This window comes from Streptomyces endocoffeicus (assembly GCF_016741935.1).
In the GTDB taxonomy this organism is placed as follows: Bacteria; Actinomycetota; Actinomycetes; order Streptomycetales; family Streptomycetaceae; genus Streptomyces; species Streptomyces endocoffeicus.
On sequence record NZ_JAERRG010000009.1, the window covers coordinates 314,908 to 331,757 of the forward strand.

Consider the following 16,850-nt stretch of genomic DNA (forward strand, 5'->3'; position numbering starts at 1 on the left):
GGAAGGAGAGCGCTTCAGTCACCGATGTTCCAGGGGAATTCGTGGCCGTGCCGGGCCACAAACGTGTCGTACGCGGCGATGATGCACGGTCGGTCGTTTCCCTGAGGGAACTGCCGAGCGGACCTGAGGTCGTCGTCGAGAATGAAGGCGCACCGCCTCACGGTGCGCAGGTTCGCAACACCGCGGACGGTTATCAGGTCCGTCTCCTCATGCCCGCTGGCCGCGAGATTGCCGTGACCGTCTCGCACGTACAGCGGTTTGCCCCGCCGGTCGTGGCCGACCTTCTTGGCGACGGCCATGAACACCGGATAATCGGCAGGGCCGTGCATCCGCTCCTGACGCTTCTCCTGCTCGGTCTTCTTCCGCAGTGCAAGGGCGCTGGTCAGGACGTTGACGCCCGCGCCGACGAGGAAACTCTCCACGGGCAGGTCAACGCTGGCCATGATCCAGCACTCGTCGAGGATGTACTGGCGGAGCGCCTCATCGTCGGCGCCGGGGTTGGACAAGATCCCGTTGGGCAGGACCATGCCGATGCGGCCGCCGGGCCGCACCCATTCGATCGCCTTCTGGACAAAGAGCTTCTCAGGCGCCACGGAGGAAGCCGGCTTCCCGCGTCGGAGAGTGCCGTCCTTCTCGCGGGTCCAGCTGAAGGCGACGCTCGGCTTCTCGACCTGTGACGGGCCTGTGCGGAACAGCTCCAGGACAGGACCGGTCACAGGGATGTCCGAGCCGAAGGGAGGGTTGGTGAGCAAGACGTCGACTGCACCGGGACCGATGCGGTCGAGATGGCGTCTGGCATCGGGGAGGCCGGGTAGGGCGCCGCTCGTGGGGAAGGCCAACGAGTCCATGTGGAAGGTGTTGCCGACGCTGCCGGTCAGCATCATCACGGCGAACGCGGCGGCACGGGCCATCATGGGGTCGAGGTCCGCGCCGAAGACCCGCTCTTGTGCATTCCTGCTCAGTTCCTCGTGGTGAGCTGCCGCCAGTCGGGTGTGCTCCTGCGTGGTCAGGAGTGCGGCCGCGACGGCCTGTTGGCGGCTCAGGGCTGCGAGGCTTTCGCGGAGGAAGCCGCCGGTTCCGCAGCACGGATCGAGTACGGTCTCGCCTGGCTCGGGGGCGGTGATCTCCACCAGCAGGCGGACCATGCTGGCGGGGGTGAAGTACTGACCATGGTCGCCGCTCAAGGCGTCGCCGAACAACTCGTGGTAGGCGGTGGTGAGGGTGTCCAGGGGCGTGGTGCAAAGGCTGTAGGCGGCCAGCTCGCCGACGAGGAAGCCGAGAGCTTGATCGCTGAGAGAGAGCTCGTCAGTCTGGTCGAACAGGTTGTAGTGGGCGTAGCGCTCCTCGACCTCCCCGAAGAGTTCTCTCACGCGTTCCGCCGCGGTGGAACTGTCTCCTTCACCTGGAACACGGTCCAACGTGCTGCGGTGGAGGTAGAAACGGGTCTTCCTCTTTCCTGCGCGGACCAGGTATTCGTCATGGAACTTGGCGAGCAGGACGTACAGGAACTGCCAGAAGGCCGCGCTTTGAGGCTGTCCCTCGCTGACGTGGATGGCGTTGCGGCAGCGCCGGAAAGCGAGCCTCAGCATCATCTCGTTGGCCGGTGTGCTCCCGGTGGTGCGCGAAGGAGGCGCGGGTGCGGTGTCACGCTGGTGGGCGACTGCAGTTGGCCAGTTCGTCAGAGGCAGGAACGTTTTGTTCCGCGCGGACGTGGTGTCGCGGCCGATGAAGAGCAGGTCGTTGCCGTCGGTCCACAGGCCGTACCTGCAGGCGGGCCCAGCCGCCTGCATGAGCGCGGAGACCTCGCCGGCCGTATCGTCCTGGTGGTGGGCGTGCGTATAGGAGCGGATTTTGGCTGAGGCCCGGTTGTGCCTGGGGCGGACGCTCGTCACGACGACACAGCGGATGTACTCCTGCTCATGCGGCCTGCCGTGCTCGAAGACGGCGAGGCTGACACGTCGCCGACGCGGACGGCCGCCTTCCGGGTCCGTCACGTGGAGGGGGACGTCAGCCGCCACGTCGCGCGGGTCGATGCCGTACTGATCGACGAGAGCCCGTACGACGCTCTGGCGTAGCTTCTCGGTCTCGGAGAGCCGGATCACCGTTGCGCCAGTGATGTAGTCGAAGTTTTCGTTGTCTGCCAGATCGTGTGGTCGCGCGGGCTCCGTGAGGGCCGCCGCCTCCAGCTGCGCGATCGGCATTTCTGCGTCGCGGTCTGAGGCTATGGGAAGTGTGGGGGTGCTGGGGGCTGTGCATGCCTTGGTCATCTGTTTCATCTCAGCGATCTCGAGGTACCCCTGTGTGTGCTCTGTGCGGCAGGTGGCGGCCATCAGCCGGAGGAGGCCGGCGGCCCGGGTTCAAACAGCGGTGAGACGGACGGCGTGCGCCACGAGGGCAGTCGCTGTGAGCTCACCTTCGTGGGACTCCCAGTTGATATGGACAGTGGATGCCGGGTAGTCGCGGGAACGGCCCAGGTGCAGCACGCTGTGAGCGCCGTCCTGGATGATGCTGATCAACGGCACGCCTGGAAGGCTCTCGGGGATCACGGTCACCTTGTCCGAAGGCGCAGCGCCGTCAGCGAGGCCGTCGAGGTCGGCGGCCAGCTGCTGCAAGTGATATGTCTCGTGAGCGCAGGCGCCGTCGCAGGTCAGAATGGCCGTACGGGTCCCGTCTCGCCCGCTGTACAGCTCGTGGCGCGTACGTTCGCCGTCATGCTCGCTGAGGACCGCCGTGGCGTCAGACTCGGAGTGGTTGCGGACGATCCAGAACGCCTCGCTCTCCTCGTCCTGCCACCTCCAGCTGATCTGAACCCCTGGTGTGTTGAGAACCTCCTTCCAGCCGGTTGTCGCTACGGGTGGACCGCCCCTCCAGGCGGACAACTCCAAAGTGCTGCGTCCGGAAGCCTGGTCGGCGAACAACGCATCAGGAGTGGACGGCCATGGCCTGACGCGGGCCAGGAGAAGGGGCGTGTCTGCCGGCCAGTCGAGCCCGCCGTCGTGCGTGAGACGGCGGTGCTGAACCGGGCACGCCGCGCACGCCCCGGGTCCGTCTCCAGGACAACGCTCGTAACCGCCCCAGCGCTGACGGCCGGTCAACGCCTCGAACAGCGAGGTGTGATGTGTCGGCCGCCACCCACACTGATGCCGGTGGTCGAAGTGGGCGCCGAGGGTGAGGCGGGTCCAGCCGTTGCCGTCTGGGCCTCCCGGTCCGTAGGCGGGCTGCTCCAGGAACGCGGGCATGCAAGGTACCTCCAGGTCCGTCATAAAGGTGAAGTGGAATCAGGGGCCGAGCGTGCCCGTGCACTCGCGCTGGCGTCCGGGCGTTCCCTGCTCATAGCGAGGAGCGCAGCGTGACCGTCAGCGTTCTCGGGTGGGTGAGGCCGGTCGGTGAAGGGGCTGCACGTTCCTGGGTGTCCGGCGCCGGACTTGCAGTCGAACCGGTATCGGTCGGCTACGGCCCTCGCGGCAGACACGGGGGCTCATGGCATGCGCCTACGGCAGCACGACCCGAAGCCCGTTGGTGAGCAGGGCCACGGCCGCAGACAACTCGCGGGGTGTGCTCAGCGAGCCCAGCTGAGCGGCCGCAGCCGAACTGCTCTGCGCAGCAGCGGCATTGAGTGCCGCCTGCACGGCATGGCGGACGGTTTCCGTGATGCGCATCTGGACTTCGGTGTCCTCCAAGTCGGCAGCTGTGACCTGCCCGCGCCCCATGAGGCGGCTGGTCTTGGAGGCGGCATCAAGGGTGGTGAGCGCGTCGTCGTCCAACGCGGGGGCGAGAGCGGAGAGGTTCGCGCCGCCGAAGGCGGTACGGAAGCGTGACGGGCAGTGGGCGTGAAGGTCCATGGCGAGCTCGGCGGCGAGGCCGCGGACGGCTACCAGACCGTAGGTGTTGGCCAGTTGCGTCATGAGTCCCAGCGCTGCGTGAAGATCCTCCCGCCTGAGGGCTATCAGGTAAGCGTCGGTGACGGCGCGTATGAGCTTCTCGGGAAGCGCGGTACTGGACACGGCGTTTTCCCCGTTCAGGCGTTCGGGTGGCTGCGCGCCGGCGAACTCGCAGGTGATGGGGTTGTCCCAGTCGTGATCGGTCATGAGAGCGCTGCTCCTGGAGTTTGTTGGGTACGGCAGCTGGCTGGGGCCAGCAACGAAACTGCCGGTGGAGCTGGGCTGGTCGTTCCAACACCGCCCCACCGGCAGGCGGGTGTTTCTTTGGCTCCCGAGCCGGCTGTGCCGGCCCAACGCTTGCGCTTCGGAGCGGGTCGCCGAACTACCCATCGTGGCCACTGAGGTCGATCACCACTGATTGGCCCGTCGCGCTGTCGGTGACGGTGAAGAAGCGGGCATCCCTGTCAGTGGCACCGTCGCGGGCGAACTGGTCGCCCAGACCTGGCGAGCGGCCCCGAGAACTGTGCTTCCTTCAGCGTCGATCTCCCAGCTCACGCACCACGTGGTGTCGCACGCTGCTGTCGGATCGAGCCCTTCGGGTACAGACTCATCATCCTCCTCGAAGTTCTCGCGGAAGTGCGCGAGCGCTGCGCCAGCGTCGTCGGCGCAGATGGCGGAGGCTCCGCGTGGTCGGGGATGACGGTCCAGACGTCGCCGAAGGCCCGCATGCGTACCTGGTCAATGCGGGACTCGGGCGTCCCGTGGCCGTCGAGGACTGCGATGAATATGTCGAGTCAGTCACTCTGCGAGCAGACGAGCTCGTCTGGATGGCGACCGCGCACTTCTTCTCGGGGTGGAAGATGGCGAGCCAACGGCGCGCCGTGCCTCATCGGCTCCCGGGGATGCAGTCAACCCTCCTTGGGATGTTCGTCAACCGACAGAAAAGTGTCCAGATCGACGATCTGGCCAACTCGAAGGGTGTTCAGTCCGCGCAGCATCGCGATTTCACACTTGCGCTCCGCGATACCCGCGGGGCTCAGGGGCCGACCGTCCTGCCTGAAGTTGCCCTGTTCCAGAAGCTGTTCCAGCGCAGTCCTCCAGTGGTTGACCTGGTATTGCGTGATCTTTTGCCTGCGGGCCATGCGTTAGTCCCTCCTCGAAGGGCGTGATGTGGGTTGGATACGCCGGTACTGCTGCTCGATCCGGGCCCCGGGGAGCGCGTCGGCCACGGCTTCGGTGACAGCACGGCGGCCCCTCTCCTCTGCCTCCTGCTGAGCGGCGAGTTCGGTGGCTTGCTGCGCGGCCTCGGCGTGCCGCGGATACAGGCGCCGGGTGATCTCGCGGGCCACGTGGCGCGCGGTGCTGGCCGTGACACCGATCGATGGCGCGATCATCTTGGTCTCGTCCGGCAGCGCGGCGTGGACTCTCAGACGGTCGGGGCGGCGGTCGTCGGGCTGGCACAGACGCAGGGCGCGGCCGTCGCTGTCGATGATGAGCCGTCTCAAACCGCCGTCGTGGTCGGTCAGTTCGGCCGTCCGGCAGTACGTACCCAGCTCTCGCGCCACTTCGTCGGCGAACGCGTCGAACTGCTCCTGCGTGCTCAACTCCCGTTTGATGGCGGTCTGTTCACTCCTTTGGATGGCCGGCGGGTGTGCTCGGTGCGGGGCTCCTCGCGCCCTGGTCGCGTAGCTCGGCGTCCCTGCGGGTGTCCTCGTCGGTGTAGCCGGTGTCGCACCACGGGCGGCACAACTGGCCTGCGGGGGCGCCGCAGGTCTCGGACCGGTCGTCGAAGTCCTCCGGGCTCCACCGGGCGCGGCTGGCCGCTCACGCGGGGAGGTTCTCGACGTCGTCGGCCTCCACCTGTGCGGCCCAGGCGGTCAGCTCCTCGCCGTACTCCTGCCGCCACTTCTTCAGGACGGTGAAGAGGTGGGCGAAGTCGTCGACCAGGGCCAGGGCGCGCGCCTGGTCGGGGGCGGGGTCCTCGGCGTAGGTCGGCGCATCGGGGCGGGTGCGCTCACCGAGGCTCATCAGCCAACGTATGATCAGAACATCTCCCTCGTAGGGCGAGTGGGGCGTGTAGGTGAGGGCGGTGCGCCGAGGGCGTCCGGACGGGTCGGGTTTGCGGTAGCGGTACAGGAAGCGGGCGCCTCCCTCAGTTCTCCGTCGGAGCCGGGTTGGCCCGGATCACGGCCGTGATGGCCTTGATAGACGGGGTGTCGTGCTGCCCCCTGCGGTCCGGCGTGACGCACAGCCCGGACCGGGTCCGGCGCGCGACGCCTGAAGCGACGAAATAGGGCAGGTCGTACTGCCACTTCCGGCCCGCGTCGGCCGGTCGGCCTACACGGAGGTTCAGGAGGAAACCCCCGTCACGGGGCGCCCACGCCTGCTGTGTCTTCCAGCCGTGAGCCTCAGCGAACGCGAACAGGACAGCAACCGGCTTCGGCAGGGCGTAGTCCTCGGGAGCAGTATGCGTGATGCCTGCCTCCAGCCGGACCTGCGTGACATCACGGACGTGCCGCTCGGCCGGGGTCAGAACGCTGTCGCGCTCCAGGGCGGCGGCCAGGGTAACGGTCCGTCCGCTGTAGCGGCAGGTGAATCCGACGCCGTACGCGTCACGGATCACCGCACGCCGCGTGCCGTTCATGTCCCACGTCGACATCGGCCCGTGCGTGGTCAGGACGCCGTTGCGGACGCTCGTCGTATTGCCGCACGGGCACACCGTCTCCACGGTACGCAGCAGGTCATACCACACGTTCGGCAGGAGGATCGTCGGATCGTGCTTCTCTCCGGTAGCGAGCTGTTCGCGCATGGTCGTCACGATGTTTTCCTCACTTCCCTGGTCTCGATCAGTTCGGGGGCTGTCGTGGATGTCGTGCGGCACGACCTGGTCCAGCGCGAGCACGTCGTCGATGACACGGGAGTTTCTTCTAACACCCGTGTTGTAGCTACGTGGCCGCGTCAGGCGCCAAGGCATTGAAGGCGAGTCTGTTGAGGACCTCGGCCGTCTGATGCGGAGCGGAAACCATCGCCATGTGGCCGGCGTTCAGAGTGACGAGGCTGGACCTGGTCCGCTCGGCCGCCTCGGCCTGCAACTCCGGCGAGTAAGACCAATCCAGCGCCAGCTTGATGTAGCAACGGGGGATCGGGAGCCGGTACCCGGACAGGTCGACGGGTTCAGTCAGCAATCCGGCCGCGTCATCGACGAGGTGCTTCCGGACGTACTGGATCTGGTCGTCATCGCCGTCGGTGCACAGGCGGCGCCTGATGGCGTCGACACCGAAGGTGTAGACGCCATCGACAGCGTTCTCCTTCAGCGCTTTTCGCAGCCTGGCGTCGATGTGGTCCGCCACCGGTGTCCCGTCGGGTGGCACCACCGCAGAGAGCAGTATCACTTGTCGGATGCGGTCCGGTAGCAGGGCCATCACCCGTGGCACCACGACGCCGCCGAATGAGTGAGCGACCAGGGTGACCTGGTCGGTGAAGTTGCGTTGCACGATGTCCTCGGCGACTGCCTCCGCGCAGTCGTCCAGTGTCACGCCGCTTAGGGGGATGTGCGCCCTCGCTCCGCGGCCGGGCAGATCGACGGCCAGTACGTCACCGTAAAGCAGCGGGCCCAGGCGGCCCCAGATACCGCCGACGCAGGTAGCACCGTGCACCAAGACGAACGGCATATCGGACAACTCCTTCGTATGGGATGAGGAGACAGCAGGTACACAGGTGCCGGCAGATCGGCGCTGGGCGAGCACCCAGGCGGTGACCGCCGGTCAGCGCCGCGGCGGCACACAGAAGCCGATCGCACCATGGCGCGTTCCTGTTCGGCGTGTTCTTCTACTGCTTCAGATTGGATGCTGTTCGGTCAGGTCAGCGAAGAAGGCAGTCTGTCGGGTGCCCCATGGGACGGATCGTTGCGTACAGTTCGGCAGCAGGCACGGCGTCCAGCAGGGCTGAGCGGGTGGCGCCGGGGAAGGTGCAGAAGAGACCTTCGGGCCGAAGCGGGGTTGCCGATACGCCTGGGGAGAGGCGGCAGCCCGGAACCGGCGAAGACGCTGTACATCATCGCCGGACGCCGCCCGCGCATGCTGGGGCAAGCTGACGGGAGTCGCGCCGCGACCGTGCTCTGGGAGGCGTGATCAGGCGAGACCAGGTGGCCAGCGGCAGATCGGCAGGCTCCAGAACCGGCACAGGTACGTGGTCGAACGAACGCAGGCCCAGGGGAAGAACCGGGTCGGTGACCTTCCAATCCGCATTGACCGACCAGGGTGCGCGGGCCGTTACCTGCCAAGTGGCCGCCGGTCACTGGCTCTTCTCCCAGACCCCGAAGGCACGCCGGAACTCGGGAGAGTTCTCTTTTCTGCGTAGTCAGCCATCGGATTCTCCCCCGGCGGCGCGGCTCTTGCGGGCCGAGCGCCGGCGGATGCCGGCGGCGAGACGGTCGTACTCTCGACGTGCCTCGCTCGCCCTGACACGGTGATACTCAGCCTGTCGGTTGTGGTCCCCGATTGACTTCTCAAGTCGGGTGAGTTCACGGCGGAGGCTGTGCTCTCTGTCGTCCCAGTAGATCTCGCGCACGGCAGCCGTCAGTTCGGATTGGTGCATCATCAGCCACTCACCGGGGATCCGGACCATCACGTAGGGCTGCGTCCTGCGGTCAAGCTGGAGCACGACCTCGCCGTCGCCTTTCATGGGCGGCCGCGCGAACACGACGCGTGGTGAGCCGAGGAACGGCTTGAGCCGCTGCGGTGCGGTCTCGGCGGGGAACTTCGCGAGCACGCGTGAAATCAGGCCCACCATCTCGTCGAGTTCGGCGAACAGTTGGATCGTGGCGTCGACGATCTCTGTGGTCTTGTGCTTCATCACTTCTGGTCCTTGAAGATCGGGTCCTGCTCGAGGAACCGGGACAGGGCTGGCCCGCCCCGATTGGCCTCCCCACGTAGAGGAAGGCGCTGGCCTTGATACAGAGGATGGAGGCGCTCTGTTACTTCGTATCCATGGCCAGACCCGTAACGACCGCCGCTCCGCGTAGTACACCGCGCGATCGTGGTGCCCGAGGGACACCATCACGCCCACCGACCACAGCACGTACGCCACGCCGTCCGGGTAGGCGTCCGCCCTGGCGATGTCCTCCGAGCTGACCCACGGGTGGCGGGCGGGGTCGTCGTGAGCCTGCACGAAGTACCAACCCGGCCGCACCCCGTGGCTTCCGAGGTACCACACCCGCGTATCACACGGGGATAGGATCATCGCCCGCCCGGTAGTCCGTCTCAGGCTGGTCCTCTTCACGGGAGGCGTTGGCCAGCGCGATGCCGGCCCGGCCAGCCACGCCCGGCGCCAGGTCGGCCAGGGCCATCACGTAAGAGCAGAACTCGATCTCGCTCAGGTTGTACCGGCGCAGCTCGGCACTGTCCTCCACCGCCAGCGTGAAGCGCGCCCGGTACGCGCCGTCGCCGCCGTCGTACTCCACCGACCAGCCCGGCTCCACTAGGCCGACCGCTTCCCATGCCCGCGGTACAGACGCCAGCTGCTCCTGCCACTTCGGGTCCGTCAGCTCGGTCACTTTTCAACCTCTTTCAAGTCAGGCGCAAGTTCTCATCCGCGCGGACAACTTCTCCTCGGGCTTGATGTGTTCGCGGCGCCGAGGACCAAGCCGGGATCACCAACTTCGCGGGCAGCTTCTCGGTGGCCGACACTGCGGAGCGGACCATCCGGGCGGCCGGAGGCTGGTGCCCCTCCTGCCCCAAGAAGTGAACCGCCCGGCCGGATGGGCGGCCTCATCCCCTCGCTGGAGTCGTCAGGACGCGCTCGTGAAAGGCCGTCAGGGGTTCGATTGGAGTCCGATGCGTGTCCCGACTGGCGCATCGACGGGTCTCGTTGGTGTCTTGCTCGGGGCTTCGGCGATCAGCGTCGTTGTCGCGTCCGGCCGGTGGCAGCAAAACGTCTCCTCAGGGACACCACCGGAGCCCGTGGATGCCCATGATGCGACGCCGACGTGTCAACGGGGAACAGGCCAAGTGTTTGTGCACCCGACCTGTTCCGGTATCGATCCCGCGCCCGGGTCGGCTATGCCGACCCAGACCCTCGAGGCCAGTGCCCATAGGGGGCGAAGCCGAGAGGGGCACGCTGAGCGCGACGCATAGGGCTTGTCCCACCGGGCGAACGTCCGGGTCTCGAACTTGATCCGGTTGACGACCACGGCTGCTCGGCGCAGAGCCTCCTCGCGGCTGATGCCGATCTAAAACTGACGGTCATCGTTGACACCTGGGTCTCCGATCACTACGGAGATCCACATGCCGAAGTCCACCTCCACCACCGCATGGACGAGGCGCAGATCTGGGAACAGCTTGAGGACCAGGCCGAGCGGCAGCCGCTCATCACCCCGGGCGAGGCGCCGGGCCGCCATCCCCCTGCTGCGCCACGAGGGCTCACCCGCCGCCGACGAGCTGTCCACCCGGCTCGCGCGCCGACTCCCCGCTGACCAGTAACCGCGAGCCCCTCCTACGAGGTGAGGACGCCGGCGCGGGCAGCGAGGCCGCGAAGCTCCGGCGACGTGCGGCCGGAGGCCAACAGCCCGGAGATCAGCGTCTTCACCGCCGGCCGCGCGTGGGTTTCCTCAGGAGCCTGAACCTCGGCGGCCAGCAGGGCGTTGAGGCACTGGTCGCGGCGCCCCCACCGGGCGTAGGCGGTAGCGACGTCGACATGGAACCGGGCGCGGCGCTCGATGGTGGGCAGTGCCTGCGCCGTGAGCCGGTCTGCGGCGGCGATGGCGGCAGAGGGATCGCCAGCGCGGTCCTCGGCCGACACCAGGTGGAGCTGGACGGTGGCGGCGCTGAATCCACCGTGGGTGCGCAGCCGAGTGCCGCCGAGTTCTTTGGCGATGGCGGCGGCCTCGGCGGTCAGCTTCCGCATACCGGTCTGGTCGTGGTCCCGGGCGGCTGTGTAGGCGGCCGACTGGATCAGCAGGCCGCGGGCGGCCGCGCCGTCGGGGCCTGCGTCCCGCAGGGCAGGTGCGTCGGCGGCGGAGAGGGCGATCGTCATGGCTTGGTCGTTCCACCCGGCCCTGCGGGCTAGCACGGCGAGTTGCCGGGCGGCCTCGGCGATCGCCAGCGGGTCGCCAGCGGCTTCGGCGAGTTGCCGGGCGCGGTCTGCGGCCATCCAGCCGAGCTGCTGTTCGTCCAGCTTTACTAGGACTCGGGTGACCAGCAGATAGCTCTGCGCCAGAACGCCGCCGACGGCCGGACCCTCGGGCGCAGCGTGGGCCGCCTTCAGTAGACAGGGCAGTCGTACGGCAAGGCTGCTGTAGCGGCAGAGGTGGAAGTCGGCGACTGCCCGGGCCAGTTCCACGTGCAAATCGAGCGTGGCCGGACTGGCAGTCGCCGGGGGGAGGCCGAGCATGGCGTCTCTCAGCCGGCCGACGAGCACGTCGCCGAGCGCGGCTTCGCGCACCGGCTCGGCGCCGGTCAGGGTTGGGGCGCTGGCCGCCGCGGCTGCCGTGAGCGTCAGGGCCAGCATCTGCCGTCGCCGCACTGTGTCCTCCCCGCCGTCGGCCCCGATCCTCTCCGTCACCCTAGAGCCCGGGAGGCGTGGGTAGGGGGTGATCGGCGCGGCTGGGTGGCTGTGTCGGGCGCCCGGCTCCGGCATGAGGCCCAACACCTCGGGCGGGATGCTGAGTGCGGCCGCGAACCGGCGCAGCACCACCATGTCGGTCAGGGGTGAGATGCCTCGTTCGTAGCGGGAGACCTGGGCGGTGGAGTAACCGGTGAGCTTCCCGAGCTGGCACAGCGTCATCCGTTTCGCCTGACGCGTGCGGCGCACCAGTTCGCCGGGGGTGTCTGCGGGGGTTGCCCGTACGCTGTTCGGTTCCATCGCGCCGTCCCGGGGGTGAGGCTCGCCGACACCTCAGAGTAGGGACATCTCGGGCGTGATCAGGCGGATTTGCATCAGATGCAAACCGCTTTACATCCGGCGAAAGCGGACTGGCCGCGCGACCCGGAGGTGCGGTGCGCTTGTCTCGCAGCAGCCACCGCCCCACCGGGGCTGTCGGCCTACACCACCCCACCCCCGATACGCAGCGTGTTTGTTCCAACACGCTCCATGCGCCATCGTGACGGGTCCGCGGCCGCGCCGAATGCGGCCGAACACAGAGGAGGTCGAGATGAAGCGACTCGTCGCCCGCTTGTGGCGGATCATCCGGGGCCCAATGCAGTGGCGGGTCCTGTGGCTGGCCCACAGCAAGTTCATGGCTGGCATCACGGGCGTGGTTCGGGACGACGGTGGTCGGGTGCTGCTGCTGCGCCACCGCATGTGGCCCGAGGGCCGCCAGTGGGGCCTGCCCACCGGCTACGCCCGAGCAGGCGAGGACTTCGGACAAACCGTGGTCCGCGAGGTGCGCGAGGAGACCGGCCTGGAGGTCAAGCCCGGCCGGCTGGTGCGTCTCGCCAGCGGCTACAAGCTCCGCATCGAGGTCGCGTACGAGGCCCAGCTCGTCGGTGGCGAACTGAAGCTCGGCACATTCGAGATCTTGGAGGCCCGATGGTTCTCACCGGACGACCTGCCGGACGGCATGCAGGAATCGCACCGGCACCTGATTCAGGGGGACACCACCAGCTGACCCGGCCGGTGGGCGTCAGCCCGCGGCTGCTGACCCCGAACGAGCACTTGGCCGGCACCGCCGACGTCGGCCAGCTCCTGGCACGGCTGGCCGAGCTGCGCGCGACACCGGCCAGCCTGACCGAGCAGCACCCCACGGTGACGTTCCGGCTGCTCCCGCAGGCCCTGCAGCGGTGGGAGTCGGCCGGGCTGGACATGGGACCGCTCCGGTACGGGCTGGCGATCCTACGGCCCCGCTGCGCCGCCCTGGGCCTGTCCCGGCTCCTCCCGTTGGAGCGCGTCCTGGTCGGCGTGCAGTCGAGCGCGGCCGGGGCGTTCGGCGGCTTCCACCATCCGAACCAGGGCTACCGCCATCTCCAGATGTACGCCGTGATCACCGCCCTCGGGCCCATGGCCGTCGGCCAGCCCGAGCACCCCGACCTGGCCGCGCTGGACCTGCTGCGGGCTTACGCGCACGACTGCCTGCACTACGGCTCATACCGCAGCTACCAGCTGCGCGACGACGAAGTGATCCGCAGCCAGTACGGGCTGAACTTCCGCCGCCACGACGGGCGGACCTACTCGGCTCCCGACCTGGAAGATTCCCTCACCACCCGGAACCTCGGGATCGTCATGGAGGGGGCGTGTGACCGCGAGGCCCGGACCATCGCACGGGCCGCAGCCCGACAGCACGGCGTCACCGAGCCGGTCGACGCCGTCCACCGGTACGCCTTCCGAGACATCACCGGACGCCTGACCATGGCGGACACCGACGCCCTGGCCCGGGACGAGATCCGCGCCGCAGCAGCGCCGAGCACGGCCGCCGAGGCATTCCTGAAGTCCATGGGCGGCTTCGAGCGGGCCATTGACGCGAGGTACGAGAGGTTCCTCGCCGAGGTCGGCCGCGACGAGGCGGAAGACCTACACACCACCGTACTCACGTCCATGATCACAGGAGTGTTGACGCCCCTGTGCGTGTGGCTGCGACAGCGGCGCGGCCCGAAGGCGTTCGAGGCCTTGTTCCTCACGCCGACGTACTTCGGCCCGGTCCATCCTGCCTGACGCCGAAGGCTCTGGGATGCGCGCGCCCGTCGGCCGCCGTGGCGGCGGCCCCGACGTCTGGTGATCAGCCCGTGTGGCCGGTCACCTCGTCCAGCTTGTCCTGCAGCTCGCCGCGCCCGGCCGCGTTGGCCTGCTGGGTGGCTTTCAGGATGGCGTCGGCGTACTCGCCGTCGCCCAGCTGGGCGCACGCCCGGGGCCGGGTCGCGCCGACGTCGGCGGACGCGTCTTCCGTGGCCTGCTGAACGAGAGCGGTGATGCAGCGGCGGGCGACCTCGGTCTTGCTAAGCGCGGCCCTAGTGGGCGCGACGGTGCTGTGCTTCGGCGTGCTGGGCTTGTCGTTGCCGTCACCGTTGTTGGAGCAGCCGGTAAGCAGCAAGCCGACGGCCAAGGCAGCACCGGCGATGGTACGGACGTGCATGAATCCCCCCAAGGATGGTCTAGGGGTGCATCATGCGGCCTGGTGGGGGTGGCGCGCGAGTAGCGTGATGGAACGGTGACACGCCGAGGGCCCAGCGCTACTCGTCGCCAGGATCCTCGACTACCCGCAAGTGCCGGCCGCTCCTGTCCTGCTCATCGGCCCACGCCTTCAGGTCACCGAACAGCTCCTCGTCGGTGACCTGGTCGGACGCTTCCTTCTTCAACACGGCGATCATCCGCCGGTCACCCTCGACATGGACCCCGGTGACGTAACCCTCCATGCCCGGCACGGCATCGGGCTGCTGCTCCTGGTCCCGCGCTTCGAATTTGCGGCGCCGTTCGGCGTCCCAGGCGGCGAGCTCCTCCTCGGTCATTGCCTCCGCCTTCTCCTTGGAGAGGGCCACGATGATCCGGGAGTCGGTGTCGTAGCCGGAGACTTCACGGGCGACGTACTCGGGGCTGGCGCCGTTCTCGTCTTGGCTCTCGGGATCGTTCATGACTGCTGCCGTTCGTCGAGTCCGGGTGGGAGAAGGCACTCGCCGAGCTGGGCTGGGTGAAGGGGGTAGACGGCAGGGCTGGTTCTGTCGGGCGCTCCGGAGCGGGCGCCGTGGTGCGGCGTTGAGGGTTCCAGGCAGCCGCGAAGCCCCGGCCGCAGCACGCGGTCAGGGCTTCGGCGCTGGCCGGGGTCACGGCCAGCGGATCTCCAGGGTGTCGTCGTCCAGTCGCGGCTGGGGGATCGTGACCGCCAGCGGCCCGTCGTGCTGGATCTCGGCACCGTTCTGCCGGGTGCCCCACCGGGTATCCCGCAGCGTCACCAGCGCCCACAGGCGCAGCGGGATGAGGAGCGTGAGGTTCATCAGCGCATACACGGGCGCGGCGAGGAACGTCGTGGCGCGGTCCCAGCGGGACACGGTGCCCGCGTGGCGGAAATAGTGCACGGACCGGAGCCACGCCGCGCCGACCACGTATGCGGCGTACCAGGCGAGGACGGTCCAGGCGTGCGGGTTGGCGGCCATGACGGTGAGGGCGACCAGGAGCGCGGAGGTGAACGCCGCCCACGTCGCGAGCTCGACCAAGTTTAGCCACCAATACACCCGGATCACCCGCAGCTTCAGCGCGAGGAGGACGCCCTCGCGGATGAACGACTTCGTCCAGCGGGTCTGCTGCTTCAGGAAGTGCCGCATCGTCTCAGGCACGTCGGTCCAGGCGACCGCGGTCGGCACGATCAGCGACTGGCCCTCCAGGAGGCAGTAGTAGGTGAGGCGCCGGTCGTCGCCGAAGGTGCAGGGGGGGCCGAGGAAGCGCTGCTGGAGGAAGTCGTCGAGGTGCTGGCGGACGGTCGCGCCGCGATAGAGGGCGAGGGAACCGCACGCGCACAGGACGGAGCCGAGGCGGGAGTAGGCGACGCGTTCGCCGAGGAAGGCGTTCTGGTAGCGCATGTCGATGAGCCGGGTGAGGAGGTTCCGGCGCCGATTGGCGGCGAGGACGAGACCGGTGACGGCGTGGACGCGACAGCGGGCGAAGGGTGCGGCGGCTTCGGCGACGGCGTGCTGGTCGAGGACTGTGTCGGAGTCGATGCACAGGTACATGTCGGCGTCCCAGCGGGCGTGGAAGCCTGCGGCGAGTCCTTCACGTTTGCCGCGATTGACGGGGAAGCGGATGAAGTCGAGCCGTATGCCGGCGGCTTCGAAGTCGGCCCGGAGCTGGTTGATGACGGCGTGGGCGGTGTGGTCGCTGGAGCAGTCGTCGATGACGGTGGGCTGTCCGGTTAGCGGGTCTGGTCGAGGACGGATTGGAGGCAGCGGCGGAGGGCGGTGGGGTCTTCGTTGTAGCCGGTGATGACCGCGTGGATGGTGTGCGGGGTGTGGACAGCGGTGCGGCGGCGGGGTCTGCGCCGAGGCTTGATGGAAAGTAAGAGCTTGATGCCGAGGAGGACGGCGACGGCGGTGCCGTACCAGCTGATGTGGTGCATGTGCGGTTCTCCCGTTGGGCGTTGGCCGGTTGGGGCTGTGGCTGTGGTGGGGCGGTGATCGGGTAGGCGGGTAGTGGGGCCCGCTCCGTCCACCCTCCGGAGCGGGCCCATCAGCGCAGCCGGTCAGATCGGCAGGCGCGTGTGAGCCCCGGCTGGGGTTACGGGTTGGTGATCTGCTGTACGGCCTGGATCTCGGCGGCGAGCCCGGCCCGGGCGGCCTCCAGGTTCCGCTCGGCCCTGCGCAACGCTTCGCGGGTGCGCTTCAGCGCCGCGGCCTGCTTGGCCTCCAGCCCGGTGAGGCGCTTGATCTGCGCTTCCCAGTGGGCGGCGCGTTCGGTTTCGATGACCGTGCGCGAGCGGCGGGGCTTCGAGTTGCCGGCGGGGCTACCGGGCTTCTTGTTCAACTGCTGGCGGGCGAAGGCGACGAATTCGGCGCGGACGACCCACTTGGTCCGCCGGCGCGGGGCGCCAGTGAGAAGCACGATCTTGGGGAAGTTGCCGTGCCGTGCGGCCCAGTTGGAGACGGCGGAGCGGGTGACGCCGACCATGTCGGCCGCGGCCGAGAGGTGGATGAGTTCGTCTTCGCGGCTCTGGTATTCGGGGCGAAGCCATGTTGCCGGTTCGTGCACGGCTGTTCCTTTCAGGTAGCGGGTGGCCAGTGGGCGCGGCTGGGTCAGTGCTCCCAGCCGCGGGCGACGTCGAGGGCGCGGCGCAGCGCGGACGCGAGCGGCAGCCGCTGCCCCTCGGGCACCAGGACCGTGTGGTCCACGTCAGCGGGCTGGCCGGTGGTGTCGCCGGCCCAGACGGTGTACGCGAGCCGCATCCCGTCGCCCTCGGGCCTGACGGTGAGCGCTTCGCCCCAGCCGCCCGGGGTGGTCCACTCGGTGCGGTTGGTGAGGGCGTCGATAAGGCCGGCCATGTCGGCGGTTCGCACG

At 68.4% G+C, this 16,850-nt stretch carries 20 protein-coding genes; 2 read left to right on the forward strand and 18 right to left on the reverse strand.

Features of this window, described 5'->3' with window-relative positions:
- Nucleotides 1–14: 14 nt before the first annotated feature.
- From JK364_RS23815 to JK364_RS23870, 12 genes are all read right to left on the reverse strand, one after another.
- A complete protein-coding gene (locus JK364_RS23815) occupies nucleotides 15–2,330 on the reverse strand; it encodes an HsdM family class I SAM-dependent methyltransferase (protein ID WP_201853194.1) in 2,316 nt (771 codons plus the stop codon).
- Between the two features lie 27 nt (nucleotides 2,331–2,357).
- Nucleotides 2,358–3,239, reverse strand: coding sequence for a hypothetical protein (locus tag JK364_RS23820; protein WP_201853195.1), 882 nt, complete (start codon nucleotides 3,237–3,239; stop codon nucleotides 2,358–2,360).
- A 252-nt stretch (nucleotides 3,240–3,491) separates the two neighbouring features.
- Entirely contained in the window at nucleotides 3,492–4,088 is a 597-nt protein-coding gene (locus JK364_RS23825) for a hypothetical protein (RefSeq protein ID WP_201853196.1), read from the reverse strand.
- Between the two features lie 701 nt (nucleotides 4,089–4,789).
- Nucleotides 4,790–5,023 (reverse strand): hypothetical protein, encoded by a 234-nt coding sequence (locus tag JK364_RS23830; protein WP_201853197.1) that lies wholly within the window; start codon nucleotides 5,021–5,023, stop codon nucleotides 4,790–4,792.
- A 3-nt stretch (nucleotides 5,024–5,026) separates the two neighbouring features.
- Nucleotides 5,027–5,485: a hypothetical protein gene (locus JK364_RS23835; protein WP_201853198.1), complete on the reverse strand. Its 459-nt coding sequence runs from the start codon at nucleotides 5,483–5,485 to the stop codon at nucleotides 5,027–5,029.
- Between the two features lie 220 nt (nucleotides 5,486–5,705).
- Nucleotides 5,706–5,909: a hypothetical protein gene (locus tag JK364_RS23840; protein WP_230992389.1), complete on the reverse strand. Its 204-nt coding sequence runs from the start codon at nucleotides 5,907–5,909 to the stop codon at nucleotides 5,706–5,708.
- Between the two features lie 124 nt (nucleotides 5,910–6,033).
- Entirely contained in the window at nucleotides 6,034–6,783 is a 750-nt protein-coding gene (locus JK364_RS23845; protein WP_201853199.1) for a hypothetical protein, read from the reverse strand.
- Between the two features lie 43 nt (nucleotides 6,784–6,826).
- Nucleotides 6,827–7,552 (reverse strand): alpha/beta fold hydrolase, encoded by a 726-nt coding sequence (locus tag JK364_RS23850; protein ID WP_201853200.1) that lies wholly within the window; start codon nucleotides 7,550–7,552, stop codon nucleotides 6,827–6,829.
- Nucleotides 7,553–8,240: 688 nt separating this feature from the next.
- A complete protein-coding gene (locus tag JK364_RS23855; protein WP_201853201.1) occupies nucleotides 8,241–8,735 on the reverse strand; it encodes a hypothetical protein in 495 nt (164 codons plus the stop codon).
- Between the two features lie 367 nt (nucleotides 8,736–9,102).
- Nucleotides 9,103–9,435, reverse strand: a complete 333-nt coding sequence (locus JK364_RS23860; RefSeq protein ID WP_201853202.1) for a hypothetical protein — start codon at nucleotides 9,433–9,435, stop codon at nucleotides 9,103–9,105.
- 675 nt (nucleotides 9,436–10,110) lie between these two features.
- Nucleotides 10,111–10,278: a hypothetical protein gene (locus JK364_RS23865; protein ID WP_201853203.1), complete on the reverse strand. Its 168-nt coding sequence runs from the start codon at nucleotides 10,276–10,278 to the stop codon at nucleotides 10,111–10,113.
- A gap of 95 nt (nucleotides 10,279–10,373) precedes the next feature.
- The gene (locus JK364_RS23870) at nucleotides 10,374–11,741 is read right to left on the reverse strand and encodes a helix-turn-helix domain-containing protein (protein ID WP_201853204.1); all 1,368 of its coding nucleotides are present in this window, start codon (nucleotides 11,739–11,741) and stop codon (nucleotides 10,374–10,376) included.
- 289 nt (nucleotides 11,742–12,030) lie between these two features.
- On the opposite strand from JK364_RS23870, the gene JK364_RS23875 reads away from it, so the two are divergent.
- Nucleotides 12,031–12,486 (forward strand): NUDIX domain-containing protein, encoded by a 456-nt coding sequence (locus tag JK364_RS23875; RefSeq protein WP_201853205.1) that lies wholly within the window; start codon nucleotides 12,031–12,033, stop codon nucleotides 12,484–12,486.
- Between the two features lie 8 nt (nucleotides 12,487–12,494).
- Complete coding sequence (locus tag JK364_RS23880) at nucleotides 12,495–13,526, forward strand: hypothetical protein (protein WP_307841370.1); 1,032 nt, start codon at nucleotides 12,495–12,497, stop codon at nucleotides 13,524–13,526.
- A 64-nt stretch (nucleotides 13,527–13,590) separates the two neighbouring features.
- Here the strand turns inward: JK364_RS23880 and JK364_RS23885 are convergent, their stop codons facing one another.
- From JK364_RS23885 to JK364_RS23910, 6 genes are all read right to left on the reverse strand, one after another.
- Nucleotides 13,591–13,944 (reverse strand): hypothetical protein, encoded by a 354-nt coding sequence (locus JK364_RS23885; RefSeq protein ID WP_201853207.1) that lies wholly within the window; start codon nucleotides 13,942–13,944, stop codon nucleotides 13,591–13,593.
- A 97-nt stretch (nucleotides 13,945–14,041) separates the two neighbouring features.
- Nucleotides 14,042–14,440, reverse strand: a complete 399-nt coding sequence (locus JK364_RS23890) for a hypothetical protein (RefSeq protein ID WP_201853208.1) — start codon at nucleotides 14,438–14,440, stop codon at nucleotides 14,042–14,044.
- Between the two features lie 189 nt (nucleotides 14,441–14,629).
- Nucleotides 14,630–15,745, reverse strand: coding sequence for a glycosyltransferase family 2 protein (locus JK364_RS23895; protein WP_230992429.1), 1,116 nt, complete (start codon nucleotides 15,743–15,745; stop codon nucleotides 14,630–14,632).
- A complete protein-coding gene (locus tag JK364_RS23900; protein WP_201853210.1) occupies nucleotides 15,712–15,915 on the reverse strand; it encodes a hypothetical protein in 204 nt (67 codons plus the stop codon). Before JK364_RS23900 ends, JK364_RS23895 begins: the two co-directional genes overlap by 34 nt.
- Nucleotides 15,916–16,073: 158 nt before the next feature.
- Complete coding sequence (locus JK364_RS23905) at nucleotides 16,074–16,544, reverse strand: hypothetical protein (RefSeq protein ID WP_201853211.1); 471 nt, start codon at nucleotides 16,542–16,544, stop codon at nucleotides 16,074–16,076.
- A 44-nt stretch (nucleotides 16,545–16,588) separates the two neighbouring features.
- The gene (locus JK364_RS23910; protein WP_230992390.1) at nucleotides 16,589–16,849 is read right to left on the reverse strand and encodes a hypothetical protein; all 261 of its coding nucleotides are present in this window, start codon (nucleotides 16,847–16,849) and stop codon (nucleotides 16,589–16,591) included.
- Nucleotide 16,850: the final 1 nt, after the last annotated feature.